The organism is Bacillus sp. UMB0728 (genome assembly GCF_002858875.1).
In the GTDB taxonomy this organism is placed as follows: domain Bacteria; phylum Bacillota; class Bacilli; order Bacillales; family Cytobacillaceae; genus Bacillus_AB; species Bacillus_AB infantis.
In genome coordinates, this window is record NZ_PKLA01000001.1 from 190757 (window position 1) to 207205 (window position 16449).

Consider the following 16449-nt stretch of genomic DNA (forward strand, 5'->3'; position numbering starts at 1 on the left):
GCCAATCTCCTTTTTTGCTTCAACTTAATATAGTTGGAAATATTCTAAATTTATTTTAGTTTGATTAATCTTGCCCAATCATGCTATAAGTGTATATGGAGCAAAAACTTTTGCCTAAGTTCTGGGATGAAAGTATGATAGAATATCCCATAATGAAAGGATTTGAATGTCAACATGACCAACAATTTCTGGCGTGAATTGCCACGGCCATTTTTTATACTTGCACCAATGGAAGATGTGACGGATGTTGTGTTCCGGCATGTCGTGAGCGAAGCCGCTCGGCCTGATGTGTTTTTTACCGAGTTTACGAATACGGAAAGCTATTGCCATCCGGAGGGAAACCAGAGCGTGCGCGGGCGGTTGACTTTTACCGAAGATGAGCAGCCGATGGTTGCCCATATATGGGGAGACAAGCCAGAGTTTTTCCGGCAGACGAGTATTGGTGTGGCGGAGCAGGGTTTCCGCGGCATTGATATCAACATGGGATGTCCGGTCCCTAATGTAGCCCAGAGAGGAAAGGGCAGCGGCCTGATTCTCCGTCCTGATGTGGCTGCAGAGATTGTGCAGGCAGCAAAAGCGGGCGGCTTGCCTGTCAGTGTGAAGACAAGGCTTGGCTACACAGAGGTGGACGAGTGGCAGGACTGGCTCACACACATACTGGAACAGGATATCGCTAATCTTTCGATCCATCTTCGAACTCGCAAGGAAATGAGTGAAGTAGATGCACACTGGGAGCTGATCCCGGAAATCAAGAAGCTTCGTGACCGTGTGGCTCCGGATACTCTTTTGACCATCAACGGGGATATTCTTGACCGTCAAGCCGGCCAGCAGCTGGTTGATCAATATGGTGTGGATGGTGTGATGATTGGGCGCGGTATTTTTAAAAATCCATTTGCCTTTGAAAAAGAGCCGAAAGATCATACTCCTAAGGAACTGCTTGATCTCTTGAGATTGCACCTGGATCTTCATGATAAATATTCGAAAGAACTGGAAGCACGTCCGTTCAGGGCTCTTCACCGCTTTTTCAAGATTTATGTGAAAGGGTTCCGGGGTGCGGGTGAATTAAGGAATCAATTGATGAACACAGATACTACGGAAGATGTGCGAACGCTGCTTGATGGGTTTGAGGGGACGATAGAATAAAAGATTTAAGCATATGAAACAAAGTGACTGGGGAGTACAGGTTCATTTCATCAGCAGCACCTAAACAGGCTGAGACTTCAACTGATGTTGAGGTCTTGTTTTTTTCCGGTGGAGCTCAGGAGTCATCACGTGAAATTTACTGAGATGAATCCAGAGGAAAATTTTCGACGGATGAAAAAGAAATGACATCTCTAGAAATGCGCAGAGAAGGGTTTGAAGGATGCAAAAAAATCTCGTCTTGATGCTGGTTTTCCTGGCTTTAATCGGGCTAGGTACAAAAATATACTATTATTTCTTCTGGGAACAGGAAACTGAAGAGGAATATAGGAACAGAATGTTAGAGACACTTGATGAATGTCCCAGCCGGAACGGAAAATCAGGGTATTTTTCCAGAGGCACAAGAGTTGGGAAATATGATGGCGATTCAATTGAATGTGAAGAAGCATATGAATTCATGGATAAGCTATTAGAAGAATAGCTATATAGAACCTCATGACGTGGTGTCTGCCGCTTTCCGTTTTGTCGACTATGACAAAAGGGAAGTGGCAGGCATCTTTTTTTTCAATATATGACAAATTCAAAAGAAATCCTACAAGATGTTATAAAACTTGTCGCAATTTATTTATTAAAAATATTAAGAAAATTTCAAATATACCGTTGACGTATAACATCATATGACGTACTATAATTATCAATATGATGTTATAGGACATCATAAAAAACCGGAGGTGCTAGTATGACACAATCAGTTTCTAAATCGCCAATCAAAAACAATAGTAAGGAGGGGGGAGTAATGAAACAGGAACATACTAATCAAATCCAATTAGCCATTGAAGCCATTGAGAACAAAAATATTCAGAATGTATTTTTCGTAGCCTGCGGCGGATCGATGGCGTCTCTATCTTTTGGAGATTATTTCATCACAAAAGATACGGGGAAACCGAGCTTTGTTTATACTTCTAATGAATTTGTCCATTTAAATCCTAAAGCACTAAATGAAAACAGCCTGGTTATCCTGCGCTCACATTCAGGGACTACGCCAGAAACAGTTAAAGCAGCTACATATGCCCGGGGTAAAGGCGCACTGACTGTCGCCATCTCTATGGAAGTTGAATCTCCGCTCTGCAAAGAAGCAGAATATGTCCTTCACTACAATTACAAAGATGGATCAGATGCCATTGACGGTGAAATCGGTATTTATTACACATTTATTTTCAAGCTGTTAAAGACATTTACTGGTGACGAAAAGTATGATAGAGGAATTGAACAGTTAAGCAATCTGGGAGATTTGATCGAGAAGAACCAGCAGCTGTTTAAAGAAGCCGCTTTTGAATTCGGCAAACGCAATAAGAGGGAGAAGACCATCTATACGATGGCAAGCGGGGCTTATATCCACCATGCCTATTCCTTCACCAGCTGCCTGCTGATGGAAATGCTGTGGATTCATTCAAATGCTATTCATTCCGGAGAGTATTTCCATGGCCCATTTGAAATTACAGACTTTGATGTTCCATTCCTTCTGATCGCGGGTGAAGGCCCAAGCAGGCCACTGGATGAGCGGGCACTGGATTTCGTAACTAAGTACAGTGAGAAAGTAGAAGTAGTAGATGCTTCTAAATTTGATTACAGCGGAGTCGATGAGGATTTGAAGGAGTACTTTGGCCCGGCCTTAACAGGTCCCGTCATGAGGCTTTATGCTGATGGCCTGGCAGAACATACAGGACATCCTCTTTCAGTAAGAAGATACATGTGGAAAATGGAGTATTAATTCTATTGGAATTGGTGTAAAATCTTTAAAAATAACTATATCAATGAGGCGATCATATGAAAAAAATGTTCAGCATTCTTTTAGTCGGCATTATCGCGGCCGGTATTATGGCAGGATGTAACTCATCTGTTGACTCAGGCTCAAAATCGAATGGCGATGATGTAGTTATTGATTTCTTCCACCGCTGGCCAAATGAACCAAGAAAATCATTCTATGATCAAAAAATCAAAGAGTTTGAGGAATCACATCCAGGTGTCACTATTAATGTAGATTCTGTCTTGAATGATTCTTATAAAGAAAAGATACGGGTTTTAGTATCAAATGATGGCCTTCCGGATATTTTCTCTTCCTGGTCAGACTCTTTCGCTGAAAATCTGGTAAGTTCCGGCCGGATTAAGGAACTTAATGACATCATGAATGAAGACACAGAGTGGAGCGGCAGTATTCTTGAGTCCCAATATGCCGGATTTACTTTTGATGACAGCACATACGGCATTCCTTTTACAGTAGATGGAAAAGCCTTCTTCTACAATAAGGAGATCTTTGAGGAAAATAATATTAAGGTTCCAAAAACATACGATGAACTGGTGGATGTATTAGAGCAATTAAAGTCTGCGGGTTATGAAACGCCTGTTGTCGAAGGGCTGACGAATGCCTGGGCTATCTCACACTACTTGGGTACCATTTTTGATAGAGTAGTAGATCCTGAAGTGCGGGAGGCAGACTATAATCTGGAAAGTGATACACCATACACAGATGAAGGATATATCCGCGGTTTAGAAATATTCCAGGAGCTGACTGGTTTTATGGGAGATGTATCTACCGCTATTGACCATGAAGCTGCCAGAAATATGTTTGCTGCTGGAGAAGTGCCAATTTTGTATATGCAATTTGCTGAAGTAGGATTGGTTCAGGACATTGGCGATGTAGACATTGGATTTTTCAACTTTCCGGAAGTTACGGATGGGGCAGGACGGGCTGATTCGCTGACTGGTGCGCCTGAAGGCTGGATGCTTAGCAAGGATGCTCCTAAAGAAGCGGTTGAATTTTTGAAATTCCTGACTTCCGAGGAAACGGCTCAGGAATTTACGAAAACAGATGGCCAGCTGAATGCTGTAAAGAATGGCGTGACTGAGGAAAACACAAGTCCTACCAGCTATGAAGCCTATCAAATAGTGCTGGATGCAGCATCGACAGCACCATGGTTTGACAATGCCGTTGATATTACGATTGCCGACATCTTTATGCGCGGCGGCCAGGAGCTGGCTACGAAACAAAAAACGCCGGAAGATATTATGAAAGAGGTTCAAAAAGAAGCAGCGAAAAAGAGCGAGTAACAGAGGATGGCCCTGACATTCGGGTGTCAGGGCTTTCTAATTATCGGGAAAGTGGGTAATAAGTATGAAATTAAGAAAAATGTCTTTGACGCCAATTCTCTTTCTTTTGCCAACTGTACTATTCCTGGGCATTTTCATCTACATACCACTCATTCAGAACTTTTATAACAGCTTCTTTGATTTCAACGTATTTTCAGATTCAAAATCCTTTGTGGGCATGAGTCATATAAAGCAATTATTTGAAGATGAAGTTGTCGGAATCGCATTATGGAACAATGTGAAATATGGAGTTATTTCAGTGATTTTTCAAATATTCTTTGCCTTAATCCTGGCAAGTATTCTTGAAGATAAGTTGTTTCGCAGAGTCGCTCCAGCCCTCAGAATCATCTACTTTATCCCTGTGATGATCTCCATTTCTGTTATCGCCCTGCTGTTTGGTTTTGTATATAATCCGCAAATTGGATTGTTAAATAGCTTCCTCGAGTTAATTGGACTCGGCGATCTTGGAAAACCATGGCTTGGCAATTCGACAACGGCTATTTATAGCGTTATTGCCATGTCCCAATGGCAGAGTATCGGTTTAATTACAATGCTTTTCATTGTAGCCATTCAAAAGATCCCTCATGACTTATATGAGGCATCCCATATAGATGGCGCAGGAAAAATACGCCAGTTTTTTCACATTACTCTTCCCCAGGTTAAGGAAACGATGTTTGTCAATCTGCTGATTACCGTTACTGGCTCCATTCTGGTCTTTAATGAGCCCTATATCCTGACTAATGGGGGGCCAGGGAACAGCTCGATGACATTGGCGGTTCATATGTATCAGAATGGATTCTTCAAAGACAATATGGGCTATGCTTCTTCAATCGCCACAACCATGTTTCTGCTGTCGGCAATCTTTGCTTTAATTCAGATTAAAGTGTCTAAAACAGGAAAGGAAGATTGATGATGAAAATAGAAAATCTTCAAACCCAAGAGTTAACTTTCCCGGCCGTAAAAAAAAGGCAGCTGACTCGTAAAACGCGGCTATCCAGAAATTTAGTTTTCCTGGGATTACTCATTTTCGCCATCATGATCCTCTACCCGCTTTTTTGGATGGTGATCTCTTCATTTAAAAGCTATAAGGAGATTTATTCAAATGTTTGGGCGCTCCCAAGCGAATGGCACTTTGAAAATTATGCATTAGCATGGGAAAAAGGGATTCAAAATTACTTTTTGAACAGTGCTTATGTTACTGGCTTTTCCATTCTGCTTACAGTTATGACAGGTACAATGGCAGCCTTTGTTCTGGCCAGATACCGCAGCCGCTGGATAGATGCAGCTCTTCTATTTATCATTGGCGGTTTAATGATGAATCCACAGGTGGCTCTCATTCCTTTATTTGAGATTTTATCCCTGTTTAATCTAATCGATACAAGATGGGCTTTAATCCTGACGTATGTCGCTTATCGATTGCCCCTTACCATTATACTGATCCGCGCTTTCTTCATTACCATACCTCATGAGCTGTCAGAATCTGCCTTGATCGATGGCTGCAGTGAGGTAGGAATCTATTGGAGGATATACTTGCCGCTGTCCATTCCGATTGTGATAACTTCTGTTATTATTAACGCCTTTTATGCTTGGAACGAGTTCTTATTTGCAACAGTATTTATTAATTCCAGCGAACTGAAGACGATTCCATCAGGGCTGATGGTCTTCCGTGATGCATTGCGAACGGATTGGGGTGTCCTGTTATCAGGCATGGTCATAGCATCAGTCCCAATGGTTCTATTATTGATTGCTCTCCAAAAATATTTAGTACGAGGCCTTGCAGAAGGCTCGGTGAAAGGATAATGACGATGAATTTAATGGCTGTGGGTGACAATGTTGTAGACTGCTATTTGGACCGGAACGAATATTTTCCTGGCGGCAATTGTGTGAATGTCGCTGTAAATGCCAAGCGGAACGGTGCTAGCCGTGTCGGCTATATTGGGATATTTGCAACAGATGAACCTGCCCGGCATATAAAGCATGCACTTCAGCAGGAGGGGGTCGACTTTCAGTTTTCCAGGGATGCTATTGGCATCACAGGACAGCCCAAAGTCGCGCTGACGGAGGACAATGACCGGGTGTTTGTGGGAGGGCCTAAAGACACTGTCCAGCACCGGTTCAAAATTCAGCTGATTCCGGAGGAAATTGATTATATCAAGCAATTTGATGTTTGCCATGTGAGCTGCTATTCGTCGATGGAAAGCGAACTGGCAAAGATCGCTAAAGAGATTAAAGTTTCGTATGATTTTTCAAACCGGAAAGACCTGGAATATATTTCATCAATAGCCCCATCTATCACTTATGCCTTTTTCTCAGCTGCAGAATTATCTGAAGCAGAACTAAATGGATTTATTGCAGAACTTGCCCCTTTCGGTTTTGAGATTATAGGTCTGACGCGGGGAGGAGAGCCGGCTGTATTCGTCCATCAAGAGAAAATCTATAAGCAGAAACTGAGGAAAATTAATGTTGTCGATACAATGGGGGCAGGAGACAGCTTGATTGCAGGCTTTCTGACTGAATATGCCACGAGCGGCGATGTAGAAAAGGCTCTTGAAAAAGGAACCCTTTCTGCTGAAAAGACATGCCAGGAATATGGGGGATTTGGGTATCCCGCAAACATGTGATTCTTTTTATTTACGGGCGGATTCATGTATAATTATTGTAAAATTGAGATATTGAGGCGTTGACAATGGAAAAAGACAATCTAAATCGAGATCAGCTTTATTTATACGAAGAGATCATGACCGGACTCATGCACTATATTAAAAGCCATGGACTAAAAGAGGGAGATCGAATCCCCACCGAGAAAGAATTGGGAGATTTATTCAAAGCCAGCCGCATATCTATCAGACGCGCCATCAAGGAATTAGTTGACGAAGGTACTCTTACAATTGTCAGAGGCAAGGGCACTTTTGTAAGTGCCCCAAGAAAAGAAATTCATTTATTGGACCTGCAGGGTTTTACCGAAGGATTAACAACCGAAAATGACACGATAACGAAAGATATCATTTCCATCCAGAAAATCAAAAGCAATCCGGATTTAGACAAGATTTTTAACAGCCGGTATAAGGAGTATATTGAACTTGTGCGAAAAGTCTACCGCAATGACCAGGCGCTAAGCGTAGATTACGCCTATTTGCCTGTTGATCTTTATCCAGGCATCGAAGAAAAAATAACGCCAGAAAGTTCTACTTTTGCTATTATTCATGATGAGTATGCTGTTAAGTTTAAAAGAGTCCGCAAAAACCTGGAATTTGTCTATCCAGACGAAGAATTGCAAACACACTTAAAAGTGAATAATTTCAATTTACTTGTCCTGGTGGATAAAGTGATTTATGGTGAACAGGATCTGCCTGTCCACTATTCAAAGTACTATCTGATTGCTGAACGTGTACAGTTGAGGTTAGAGCATATTATTAATCCTGAATGATCTATAACTATACATCCGGACTGAAAACCCCTTAGAAACGAACGTTACTGGAAGTTATGGGTAAAAGTACTTCTTCAGGGGGGCGGATGAGATAAGTGGAGTTTGAAATAGCAAATTACAATATCACAAGATCCTCTGGATTTAAGGGATTTGAAATCAATTTTGAAGTGGATGGCAAGGCTTTTGTTTTCCTGCTTGGCAATGATAGCCATCCTTTCCCAGTAGGAGTAAAACATCAATTTAGACTAAAAGGCAATTGCCCACTTTGCGGGAAAGTTATTTTTCCATCACCAATTGGGCAGCAGCCGTGTACATATTTTGCTTATAATAAGCAACAGGATTTATTGGTGTATTTTGCGCCATTTTTGCCATAATACTAAAATTTTTTTGATTGATAGCACTTATAGGGAGACTGCTCTGAGCAGCTCCCTATTTATTTTGCCGGGTGATGGGTTAATGGTCTATTTACCCCAATTTTTTTTGTGAAAGTGCCCAAATTAAACTTTTTTCTATTAAAATGGTATTAACTTAACATATTTCTGATAATTTAGATAACTAAGCATTTTTTTTATGACAAGTATTTGGATCCTGGAAAATAACTTCCAGATGTTTACTTATAACAATAGTTCTAAAGAATTACAAAATAGATAAAAAATACTGTTGGTGGGGGGAAGATTAGAATGCTGAATACCCGAATGAGCAGTATTCTAAAAGCTTTAATAGAAACAGATGATGTAATCACAAGCGAGTACTTGGCAAATATCATACAGGTTACTTCCCGTACAATCAGGAATTCAATAAAAGAGTTAAATATGCTGCTTGCTGAAAATGGCGCTGAAATTAAATCGGTCCGCGGAACTGGATATAAATTGACTGTTGGGGATGATGCCAAATTTCAAAATTTGCTGGCTCAAATTGCAGGAGAAGATTCATTAAAAAGCGGGCATATACCGAACCTTCCGGAAGATCGTGTCCAGTTTCTGATCAAGCGGCTTCTTTTTGCTGATAAATATGTGAAACTGGATGACCTGGCTGAAGAATTATTCATCAGCAAGTCTTCCATTCAAAATGATTTAAGAGAGGCCAAAAGGATTTTACAGCAGTATGCTATTACAGTTGAGAAGCGGCCGAATTATGGTCTCAAGTTAAAGGGAGATGAAGTTAAACTTCGCTTTTGCATGTCCCAGTATATTTACAATCGGGAAAAAACGGTCCTTGACCTATTTGAAAGCCGCATGTCCATTCTGCCAAAAGAAGAAGTCCAGCTGATCCGAAAAATTATTCTTGATCAAGTCAGGGTAAGCGGTATATCACTTTCCGACATGGGCCTGAATAATTTGATCACTCATATTGCCATTGCCTGCTGCAGAATACGATGTGAAAAATATGTAATGATATTCCCGAAAGACATGCATGAAATCATAAACCAAAAGGAGTATATAGTAGCTTCTGAAATAGTCCAGGAAATAAATAAACATCTTTTCGTAGAGTTTCCAGAGTCGGAAATTGCCTATATAGCCATTCATTTAATGGGGATCAGAATGATTGCTCATTTTCATTTGAATGAAACAGAAATACGCAGTCTTGTTGATGAGGAAGTCTTTAATCTGGCAAAAAAAATCCTGAGTATGATTGAACAAAAGCTAAAGCTGGGCATTAAAAATGATAAAGAATTGTTTGTTAGCATGTGTTTGCATCTTAAGCCCGCATTAAATCGGTTCCGATTCGGCATGAATATCCGGAACCCGATGCTGGATGCGATAAAAGCTAACTATCCGGTAGCCTTTCAGGCAGGCGTCCTGGCTGGAATTTGTATCAAAGAAGAATATGGATACCAAATTGGTGAAAGCGAGGTTGCCTATCTGGCTCTTCACTTTGGTGCGGCGATGGAGAGAGTCAAAGCAAACCATTCAGTCAAACGCTGTCTGATTGTCTGTGCTTCAGGAGTCGGCAGTGCCCGGCTTTTATACCACAAGCTGGAGTCCCAATTTGGTTCCAGGCTGGAGCTGGCAGGAACAACAGAATATTATAAAATAAATGAAATCCCGCTGGATACGATCGATTTTATTGTCAGTACAGTTCCCATTGCCTCTGAGCTTCCAGTCCCGGTCATTCAGGTGAACACCATACTTGGGGGAACAGATTTATTAAAGATTGAAAGAGTACTGGATGATTATACCGGACAGTCTTTCGCTTATACAAGAAAAGAGCTGGTTTTCCTGCAGAAGGAATTTGAAACAAAGGAAGAAGTTTTAAAGTTTCTGGCACGTGAATTAACAGATCTAGGTTTGACTGATGAACACTTCTTGCCTGCTGTTTTGGAAAGGGAGGAAGTTTCTCCAACTTGCTTTGGAAACCTGGTTGCCATACCTCATCCGATTATGCCGCGAACGGATGAAACATTCTGGGCTATATGCACACTTCAGAAACCTGTCGACTGGGATGATAAGCGGGTTCAATTTGTTTGTTTGCTATGTGTAAGAAAAAACAGTAAAGAAGACTTGGTCAATATGTACAAGCTCCTGATAGAAGTAGTAGAGGACAGCACTCTGGTACATCATTTATTGAAATGTAAAACCTATAAAGAGTTTATCTCTGTTTTTCTAAGCAAAAAAAAATAAATGCAGTTCCACCATGCCAGTCAACTTGGCATGGTGTTTTTAAGTTTGTAAACAAACGAAATGACGAAGAAGATAAAGTTTAAAAAAATTACTTCAGCTGAAGGAAATCTGAAATAGTCAGAATTGTCTAATAAAAAATTTCCGTTGCTCAACGGAAAAAGTGTATGTGTTAATGGAAGCGTTTTCAATTTAATATTAAGGTACGAGCAAGGAGATTCCACTTAAAAGAGGGGTGATAAAGTGAACATATTGCTGTGCTGTTCAGCCGGGATGTCTACAAGTCTATTAGTTACAAAGATGGAGAAAAGTGCAAGAGAACAAGATAAAGAATATACCATTTGGGCTGTTTCAAGTGATGCGGTGCACCATCATATTGACAGGGCGGATGTGCTGCTTCTAGGCCCTCAAGTGCGTTTTATGCTTCCTCAATTGAAGAAGCTGGGTGAAGAAAAAAAGATCCCGGTTGACGTAATTAATATCGTTCACTATGGCACATGCAATGGGACCGAAGTATTAAGCTTTGCAGAAAAATTAGTAAATAAATAGGGGGAGTGAGTTTAATGAGCAAAATGAATGATTTCCTTGAAAATAAGGTGATGCCTGTTGCAGGCAGGGTAGCGGGCCAGCGCCATCTTCAGGCACTCCGTGATGGAATTATCCTGACGATGCCGCTGATTATTGTCGGTTCATTATTCCTGATTCTGGGTTTCTTGCCTATTCCCGGCTATGACGACTTCATGGCAAATACATTCGGTGATCAATGGCTGACAAAGCTGATGTATCCAGTGGGTGCGACCTTCGATATTATGGCCTTGATTGCCGCCTTTGGCATAGCTTACCGCCTTGCTGAAAAATATGGAGTGGATGCGCTGTCTGCAGGTGCAATTTCTGTTGCGGCATTTCTTTTGGCAACACCGTACCAGGTCTCCTTTACGCCAGACGGAGCATCAGAAGCAGTACTTGTAGGAGGAGCGATCCCGGCCGCTTTAATGGGAAGCAAGGGACTTTTTGTAGCGATGCTTATTGCCATGCTCTCAACGGAAATATACCGATTTATCATCCAAAAAAATATCATTATAAAAATGCCTGATGGCGTACCGCCTGCTGTCAGCAAATCATTCGTTGCACTCATTCCAGGTTTTATTGTTATCACGGTCATTTGGGTTCTTCGCCTGCTGGTAGAGCAGACGGATTTTCAGAGCTTGCATAATATCATTGGCGAAGTGCTTGGAAAACCACTTGGCATTCTGGGCGGAAGTTTGATTGGCAGCCTGGTTGCAGTATTTCTTGTACAGCTGTTATGGTCCTGTGGATTACATGGAGCTTCCATTGTTGGAGGAGTAATGGGGCCAATTTGGCTCTCAGCAATGGATGCCAACCGCCTTGCGTTCCAGGGGGGCGACACTTTGCCGAATATATTCACACAGCAATTTTTCGATATCTTTGTATATATAGGAGGAAGCGGCGCAACGTTAGCATTGGTGCTTGCGATGATTTTGAGGGCACGAAGCAAGCAAATGAAGCAATTAGGCCGTCTAGCTATCGGGCCGGGACTGTTCAATATTAACGAACCTGTCGTATTTGGAATGCCAATTGTGATGAACCCTATTTTGATCGTTCCGTTTGTACTTACACCGCTTGTAATGGTCTTAACCACCTATATTGGCATGAGTACAGGGCTGGTCGCAAAACCGGCAGGCATTGCGGTTCCATGGACAATGCCTCCGATTATCGGGGGATATTTGGCAGCAGGAGGAAAAATGTCAGGTGCTGTCCTGCAATTAATAAACTTTGCCTTAGCTTTTACCATCTATTATCCTTTCTTCCGCATCTGGGATAAACAAAAGCTCGTTGAAGAAGGCGGTTTTCAGCCTCCAGTCGATGCCAATAAAAAAGTTGCAAGCATGTAAGGAGCTGAAGTAATGACTAAGTTAATCATCAATGCCGATGATTTCGGCTATTCAAAAGGAGTTAATCTGGGAATCATTGAAGCCTTTCAAAATGGTGTGGTTACCTCAACCACATTAATGGCAAATATGCCTGGAGCAGAACATGCTGCCGGCCTGGCGAAGAATAACCCTGGCCTTGGAGTGGGAATCCATTTCGTGTTGACCTGCGGAAGGCCGGTAAGCAATGAAGCGGCCTCGCTTGTAAATAGCCAAGGAGAATTTAACAGGATATCGGCAATAGAGGAGGATGGAATTCCAGAGGAAATTGAACTTGAATTAAGGAGCCAATTTGAAAAGTTCATTTCTTTTGGCATAATACCCACTCATATCGACAGCCATCATCATGTGCATTCACTTCCAAATGTTTATCCCGCTGTAGAAAAAATAGCCAGGGAAAATCAATTGCCTATTAGAAAAGTAAGTTCAGATCCAAACCCATTGCAGCCTGTCCAATATTTTAATCATGAATTTTATGGAGATCAGCTGACGACAGAGTATTTGCTCGAACTGCTTGATAAAGCACGTCCTTATGAAACTGCAGAGTTAATGACACATCCTGCTTTTGTTGATGAACAGGTCTATGCTTGCAGTTCATATGCTTTGCAGCGTGTCAGGGAACTAACCATATTAACCGACCCTGCTGTTCAAAAAGCCATTACTGACAGGGGCATAGACCTTATAACCTTTAGGGAGGTTTCTATTAAGTCCGTGGTTTGAAAGGGATGAACAGGTTCCTGGACTGGCATGGTCCGGAACCTGTTTAGATGAATTCCAGTGATAAAAAAAGAATTAATGAATTTTATGGAGGACATTTTTTGCAAGATAAACAAATCAGGGAGGAATAAGAGGATGAATATTTTGCTATGCTGCGCAGCAGGAATGTCTACAAGCTTATTGGTGACTAAAATGGAAACAGCAGCTAAAAGCCAGGGCATTGAGGCAAAGATTTGGGCGGAAGGGGCAGATGCAGTTAAACGGCATATTGATAATGCAGATGTATTGCTCCTTGGTCCGCAGGTGCGTTATTTGATGCCTCAAATGAAAAAGCTATGCGAGGAAAAAAATATACCAGTAGATTCTATTAATCCTGTTCATTATGGAATGTGCAATGGACCGGAAGTTTTAAAGGCTGCTATTGATCTGATTAACGGTCAAAAGGGATAGCTTCATAGGTTCCCTTCTTGCACATGAAATAGGTAGAACTTGTCTTTTATAAATAAATCATAGAAGGAAGGGATGTTTTCTTTATGGCTGGCATCGAAGAGACAATCTTTCAAATCATCCTTCACGGCGGCAATGGAAAAAGCTCTGCCATGGAAGCAATTGCTGCTGCCAAGAGCGGGGATATAGCTGGGGCAAGAAAAAAAATTGAGGAAGCTGCTAATGAACTGAATAGCGCGCATCTTATCCAAACGTCTCTGATCCAAAGGGAAGTGAGAGGAGAAAGTACAGAGATTACTTTGTTAATGGTGCATGCTCAGGACCATCTTATGAATGCGATTACGATAAAAGACATGGCAGGCGAATTTGTAGACTTGTATGAGCACGTAAATCTATCCGGAGGTGTGAATGCATGAAAAAAGGAATAAAAATAGCTACCATTGGCGGGGGGTCAAGTTATACTCCTGAGTTAGTTGAAGGCTTTATTAAGAGGTATCATGAGCTGCCGGTAAGTGAGCTCTGGCTGGTTGATGTAGAAGCTGGAAAAGAGAAGCTCGAGATTGTAGGGAATCTCGCTAAACGGATGGTTCAGAAGGCAGGGCTCCCCATTGAAGTTCATCTGTCCCTTGATCGTAAAGAAGCCTTGAAGAATGCAGATTTTGTAACAACGCAATTTCGGGTAGGATTATTAGATGCACGGGCAAAGGATGAAAGAATCCCTTTAAAATACGGGGTGCTGGGACAAGAAACAAACGGTCCTGGTGGATTATTCAAGGGCTTGCGGACTATACCGGTTATTTTGGATATTTGCAGAGATATGGAGGAATTGTGTCCTGATGCCTGGCTGATTAACTTTACAAATCCTGCTGGAATGGTAACGGAAGCGGTGCTCCGCTATTCTAATATCAAAAAGGTAGTCGGCCTCTGCAATGTACCTATAGGAATGGAAATGGGAATCGCTAAACTGCTTGATGTGGAACATTCCCGTATCCGTATCGATTTTGCCGGATTGAATCACATGGTATATGGCCTTGATGTATACCTGGATGGGGAGAGTGTAAAAGGAAAAGTAATAGACCTTCTCACTGATCCGCAGAATAGCAGCTTTGTAAAGAATGTTCAGGGAATTGGATGGGAACCATCTTTTCTTAAAGCCCTAAACGTTCTTCCATGCCCATACCATCTGTATTATTATAAAACGAGGGAAATGGTAGAGAAGGACTTGAAAAATTCAGAGATGGAAGGTACCCGTGCAGAGGTAGTTCAAAAACTTGAAAATGACCTTTTCGAACTTTATAAGGATCCCAACCTGGACATTAAGCCGCCGCAGCTTGAGAAACGCGGAGGCGCATACTATTCTGATGCAGCTGTCCGGTTGATTTCTTCTATGTACAATGACAAACGCGATATCCAGCCTGTCAATACATTGAATAATGGAGCGATAGCGAGCCTTCCGGATGATTCAGCAGTCGAGGTAAGCTGTATTATTACAAAGGACGGCCCTAGACCTATTGTCATGGGTGACCTCCCTGTGCCGGTCCGCGGATTGGTCCAGCAGATCAAATCTTTTGAACGAGTCGCTGCAGAATCTGCTGTCACAGGAGATTATGATAAAGCTGTCCTGGCACTGACGATCAATCCTTTAGTTGCATCTGACAAGCTGGCAAAGCAAATTGTCGACGAAATGCTTGAAGCCCACAAAGAACATTTGCCGCAGTTTTTTAATAAGGTAGAAGCATAGAATACATAAGAATCTGGCTGCTGGGGCTGGATTCTTTCTTTTGCTTCAACACCTGGATCAGAAGTGTGTAAGCGCCAGAAGGATTTAATGGATTATTGCTGTAGATTGCCTTATAATCTTCTCCAAACCAGATAGAAATAATGGAGAATTGTGCACCACATATACTATTTAGCAGCTTTAAAGCAAAAAACTCTTTGTAAAGGAAGTAGCCATGACACTACAACAGCTAAAATACGTAATCGAAGTAGCCAGAAGCCGTTCGATCAACAAAGCGGCACAAAGGCTGTTTATCAGCCAGCCCAGCCTTTCGAATGCACTGAAAGAGCTGGAGGAGGAAGTGGGAATCACGATTTTTTCGCGGTCCAATAAGGGGATTATCATCACTCCTGAAGGATCAGAATTTCTAGGCTATGCCAGGCAGGTGGTTGAGCAGGCGGAGCTTCTTGAAAACCGTTATACGAATGCACGGTCCCCGCAGCAGCACTTTTCTGTTTCTGCCCAGCACTATGCCTTTGCGGTAAGTGCGTTTGTCCGCCTTTTAAAAGAATATGATCCGGAGGAATATGAATTCAGCCTGCGGGAAACGAAGACCTATGAAATCATTGATGATGTGAAGAATCTGCGCAGTGAGATCGGGATTTTGTATGTGAATGAATTCAATAGAAATGTGATATATAAGTTTTTGAGGGAAGGAAGTCTGGAGTTTCATGAGCTGTTTGAGGCAGATCCCCATATATTTATCAGCTCCACAAATCCGCTTGCAGAAAGGGATTATGTCACTTTATCTGATTTGGATCCTTATCCCTATCTCTCATATGAGCAGGGAGACTATAATTCCTTCTATTTTTCCGAGGAGATTCTCAGCACCCTTTCCAGGCCGAAGAATATCCGGGTGACGGATCGGGCCACTCTGTTTAATCTGCTGATCGGGCTGGACGGCTATACCATTTCTACAGGAGTCATTAGCCATAAATTAAACAGCAAGGATATCATAGCCATTCCCTTAAAGGTGGATGAGAAGATTAATGTGGGTTATATCACGCATAAAAATGTGACCAACAGCCCGCTTGCGAATATCTATATTCAATATTTAAAAGAAAGCATAAAAGAAGAGCTTGGCGGGTTATAGCTTTAAGCTATAACAAGGCATAGTAACATTGTGTTACGTTATAAGAAAATCCCTGTGCTACACTTACTTTAATGAAAACAAGCCAAGTTCCAGGGCAGCATTTTTATAAGCCTTGGATATATGGGGAGAGGGAG

Annotated in this window: 17 protein-coding genes; all 17 read left to right on the top strand. The window is 41.8% G+C overall.

The window, feature by feature from the left end:
- Positions 1 to 174: 174 nt before the first annotated feature.
- Positions 175 to 1143 (top strand): tRNA dihydrouridine synthase, encoded by a 969-nt coding sequence (locus CYJ37_RS00970; RefSeq protein WP_101547552.1) that lies wholly within the window; start codon positions 175 to 177, stop codon positions 1141 to 1143.
- Positions 1144 to 1363: 220 nt separating this feature from the next.
- The gene (locus CYJ37_RS00975; RefSeq protein ID WP_009790976.1) at positions 1364 to 1621 is read left to right on the top strand and encodes a hypothetical protein; all 258 of its coding nucleotides are present in this window, start codon (positions 1364 to 1366) and stop codon (positions 1619 to 1621) included.
- A gap of 315 nt (positions 1622 to 1936) precedes the next feature.
- Positions 1937 to 2911: an SIS domain-containing protein gene (locus CYJ37_RS00980; RefSeq protein WP_094767357.1), complete on the top strand. Its 975-nt coding sequence runs from the start codon at positions 1937 to 1939 to the stop codon at positions 2909 to 2911.
- A 56-nt stretch (positions 2912 to 2967) separates the two neighbouring features.
- Positions 2968 to 4248, top strand: a complete 1281-nt coding sequence (locus CYJ37_RS00985; protein ID WP_101547553.1) for an ABC transporter substrate-binding protein — start codon at positions 2968 to 2970, stop codon at positions 4246 to 4248.
- A 64-nt stretch (positions 4249 to 4312) separates the two neighbouring features.
- Positions 4313 to 5197, top strand: a complete 885-nt coding sequence (locus CYJ37_RS00990; protein WP_101547554.1) for a carbohydrate ABC transporter permease — start codon at positions 4313 to 4315, stop codon at positions 5195 to 5197.
- Positions 5197 to 6087: a carbohydrate ABC transporter permease gene (locus CYJ37_RS00995; protein ID WP_094767354.1), complete on the top strand. Its 891-nt coding sequence runs from the start codon at positions 5197 to 5199 to the stop codon at positions 6085 to 6087. Before CYJ37_RS00990 ends, CYJ37_RS00995 begins: the two co-directional genes overlap by 1 nt.
- Positions 6087 to 6908: a PfkB family carbohydrate kinase gene (locus tag CYJ37_RS01000; protein ID WP_101547555.1), complete on the top strand. Its 822-nt coding sequence runs from the start codon at positions 6087 to 6089 to the stop codon at positions 6906 to 6908. Before CYJ37_RS00995 ends, CYJ37_RS01000 begins: the two co-directional genes overlap by 1 nt.
- A gap of 65 nt (positions 6909 to 6973) precedes the next feature.
- On the top strand, positions 6974 to 7714 hold the full coding sequence (locus CYJ37_RS01005; protein WP_094767352.1) for a GntR family transcriptional regulator: 741 nt from the start codon (positions 6974 to 6976) through the stop codon (positions 7712 to 7714).
- Positions 7715 to 7809: 95 nt separating this feature from the next.
- Complete coding sequence (locus CYJ37_RS01010) at positions 7810 to 8088, top strand: hypothetical protein (RefSeq protein WP_101547556.1); 279 nt, start codon at positions 7810 to 7812, stop codon at positions 8086 to 8088.
- A 306-nt stretch (positions 8089 to 8394) separates the two neighbouring features.
- Positions 8395 to 10335 carry a BglG family transcription antiterminator gene (locus tag CYJ37_RS01015; protein ID WP_101547557.1) on the top strand — a complete coding sequence of 647 codons (1941 nt, stop codon included), beginning with the start codon at positions 8395 to 8397 and terminating at the stop codon, positions 10333 to 10335.
- Between the two features lie 240 nt (positions 10336 to 10575).
- Positions 10576 to 10881, top strand: coding sequence for a PTS sugar transporter subunit IIB (locus CYJ37_RS01020; RefSeq protein ID WP_022543755.1), 306 nt, complete (start codon positions 10576 to 10578; stop codon positions 10879 to 10881).
- Positions 10882 to 10895: 14 nt separating this feature from the next.
- Complete coding sequence (gene celB, locus CYJ37_RS01025; RefSeq protein ID WP_101547558.1) at positions 10896 to 12245, top strand: PTS cellobiose transporter subunit IIC; 1350 nt, start codon at positions 10896 to 10898, stop codon at positions 12243 to 12245.
- A 12-nt stretch (positions 12246 to 12257) separates the two neighbouring features.
- Entirely contained in the window at positions 12258 to 13001 is a 744-nt protein-coding gene (chbG, locus tag CYJ37_RS01030; RefSeq protein ID WP_101547559.1) for a chitin disaccharide deacetylase, read from the top strand.
- 132 nt (positions 13002 to 13133) lie between these two features.
- Positions 13134 to 13448: a PTS sugar transporter subunit IIB gene (locus CYJ37_RS01035; RefSeq protein WP_022543756.1), complete on the top strand. Its 315-nt coding sequence runs from the start codon at positions 13134 to 13136 to the stop codon at positions 13446 to 13448.
- 83 nt (positions 13449 to 13531) lie between these two features.
- Complete coding sequence (locus CYJ37_RS01040) at positions 13532 to 13861, top strand: PTS lactose/cellobiose transporter subunit IIA (protein ID WP_101547560.1); 330 nt, start codon at positions 13532 to 13534, stop codon at positions 13859 to 13861.
- Positions 13858 to 15186, top strand: coding sequence for a 6-phospho-beta-glucosidase (locus tag CYJ37_RS01045; protein ID WP_101547561.1), 1329 nt, complete (start codon positions 13858 to 13860; stop codon positions 15184 to 15186). Before CYJ37_RS01040 ends, CYJ37_RS01045 begins: the two co-directional genes overlap by 4 nt.
- Positions 15187 to 15397: 211 nt before the next feature.
- On the top strand, positions 15398 to 16315 hold the full coding sequence (locus tag CYJ37_RS01050; protein WP_101547562.1) for a LysR family transcriptional regulator: 918 nt from the start codon (positions 15398 to 15400) through the stop codon (positions 16313 to 16315).
- Positions 16316 to 16449 lie beyond the last annotated feature (134 nt).

Excerpts from the sequence above, each read along its gene's own strand:
- CYJ37_RS00970 (WP_101547552.1), top strand. The coding sequence starts at position 175 with ATGACCAACAATTTCTGGCGTGAATTGCCACGGCCATTTTTTATACTT.
- CYJ37_RS00975 (WP_009790976.1), top strand. The coding sequence starts at position 1,364 with ATGCAAAAAAATCTCGTCTTGATGCTGGTTTTCCTGGCTTTAATCGGG.
- CYJ37_RS00980 (WP_094767357.1), top strand. The coding sequence starts at position 1,937 with ATGAAACAGGAACATACTAATCAAATCCAATTAGCCATTGAAGCCATT.
- CYJ37_RS00985 (WP_101547553.1), top strand. The coding sequence starts at position 2,968 with ATGAAAAAAATGTTCAGCATTCTTTTAGTCGGCATTATCGCGGCCGGT.
- CYJ37_RS00990 (WP_101547554.1), top strand. The coding sequence starts at position 4,313 with ATGAAATTAAGAAAAATGTCTTTGACGCCAATTCTCTTTCTTTTGCCA.
- CYJ37_RS00995 (WP_094767354.1), top strand. The coding sequence starts at position 5,197 with ATGATGAAAATAGAAAATCTTCAAACCCAAGAGTTAACTTTCCCGGCC.
- CYJ37_RS01000 (WP_101547555.1), top strand. The coding sequence starts at position 6,087 with ATGACGATGAATTTAATGGCTGTGGGTGACAATGTTGTAGACTGCTAT.
- CYJ37_RS01005 (WP_094767352.1), top strand. The coding sequence starts at position 6,974 with ATGGAAAAAGACAATCTAAATCGAGATCAGCTTTATTTATACGAAGAG.
- CYJ37_RS01015 (WP_101547557.1), top strand. The coding sequence starts at position 8,395 with ATGCTGAATACCCGAATGAGCAGTATTCTAAAAGCTTTAATAGAAACA.
- celB (WP_101547558.1), top strand. The coding sequence starts at position 10,896 with ATGAGCAAAATGAATGATTTCCTTGAAAATAAGGTGATGCCTGTTGCA.
- chbG (WP_101547559.1), top strand. The coding sequence starts at position 12,258 with ATGACTAAGTTAATCATCAATGCCGATGATTTCGGCTATTCAAAAGGA.
- CYJ37_RS01035 (WP_022543756.1), top strand. The coding sequence starts at position 13,134 with ATGAATATTTTGCTATGCTGCGCAGCAGGAATGTCTACAAGCTTATTG.
- CYJ37_RS01040 (WP_101547560.1), top strand. The coding sequence starts at position 13,532 with ATGGCTGGCATCGAAGAGACAATCTTTCAAATCATCCTTCACGGCGGC.
- CYJ37_RS01045 (WP_101547561.1), top strand. The coding sequence starts at position 13,858 with ATGAAAAAAGGAATAAAAATAGCTACCATTGGCGGGGGGTCAAGTTAT.
- CYJ37_RS01050 (WP_101547562.1), top strand. The coding sequence starts at position 15,398 with ATGACACTACAACAGCTAAAATACGTAATCGAAGTAGCCAGAAGCCGT.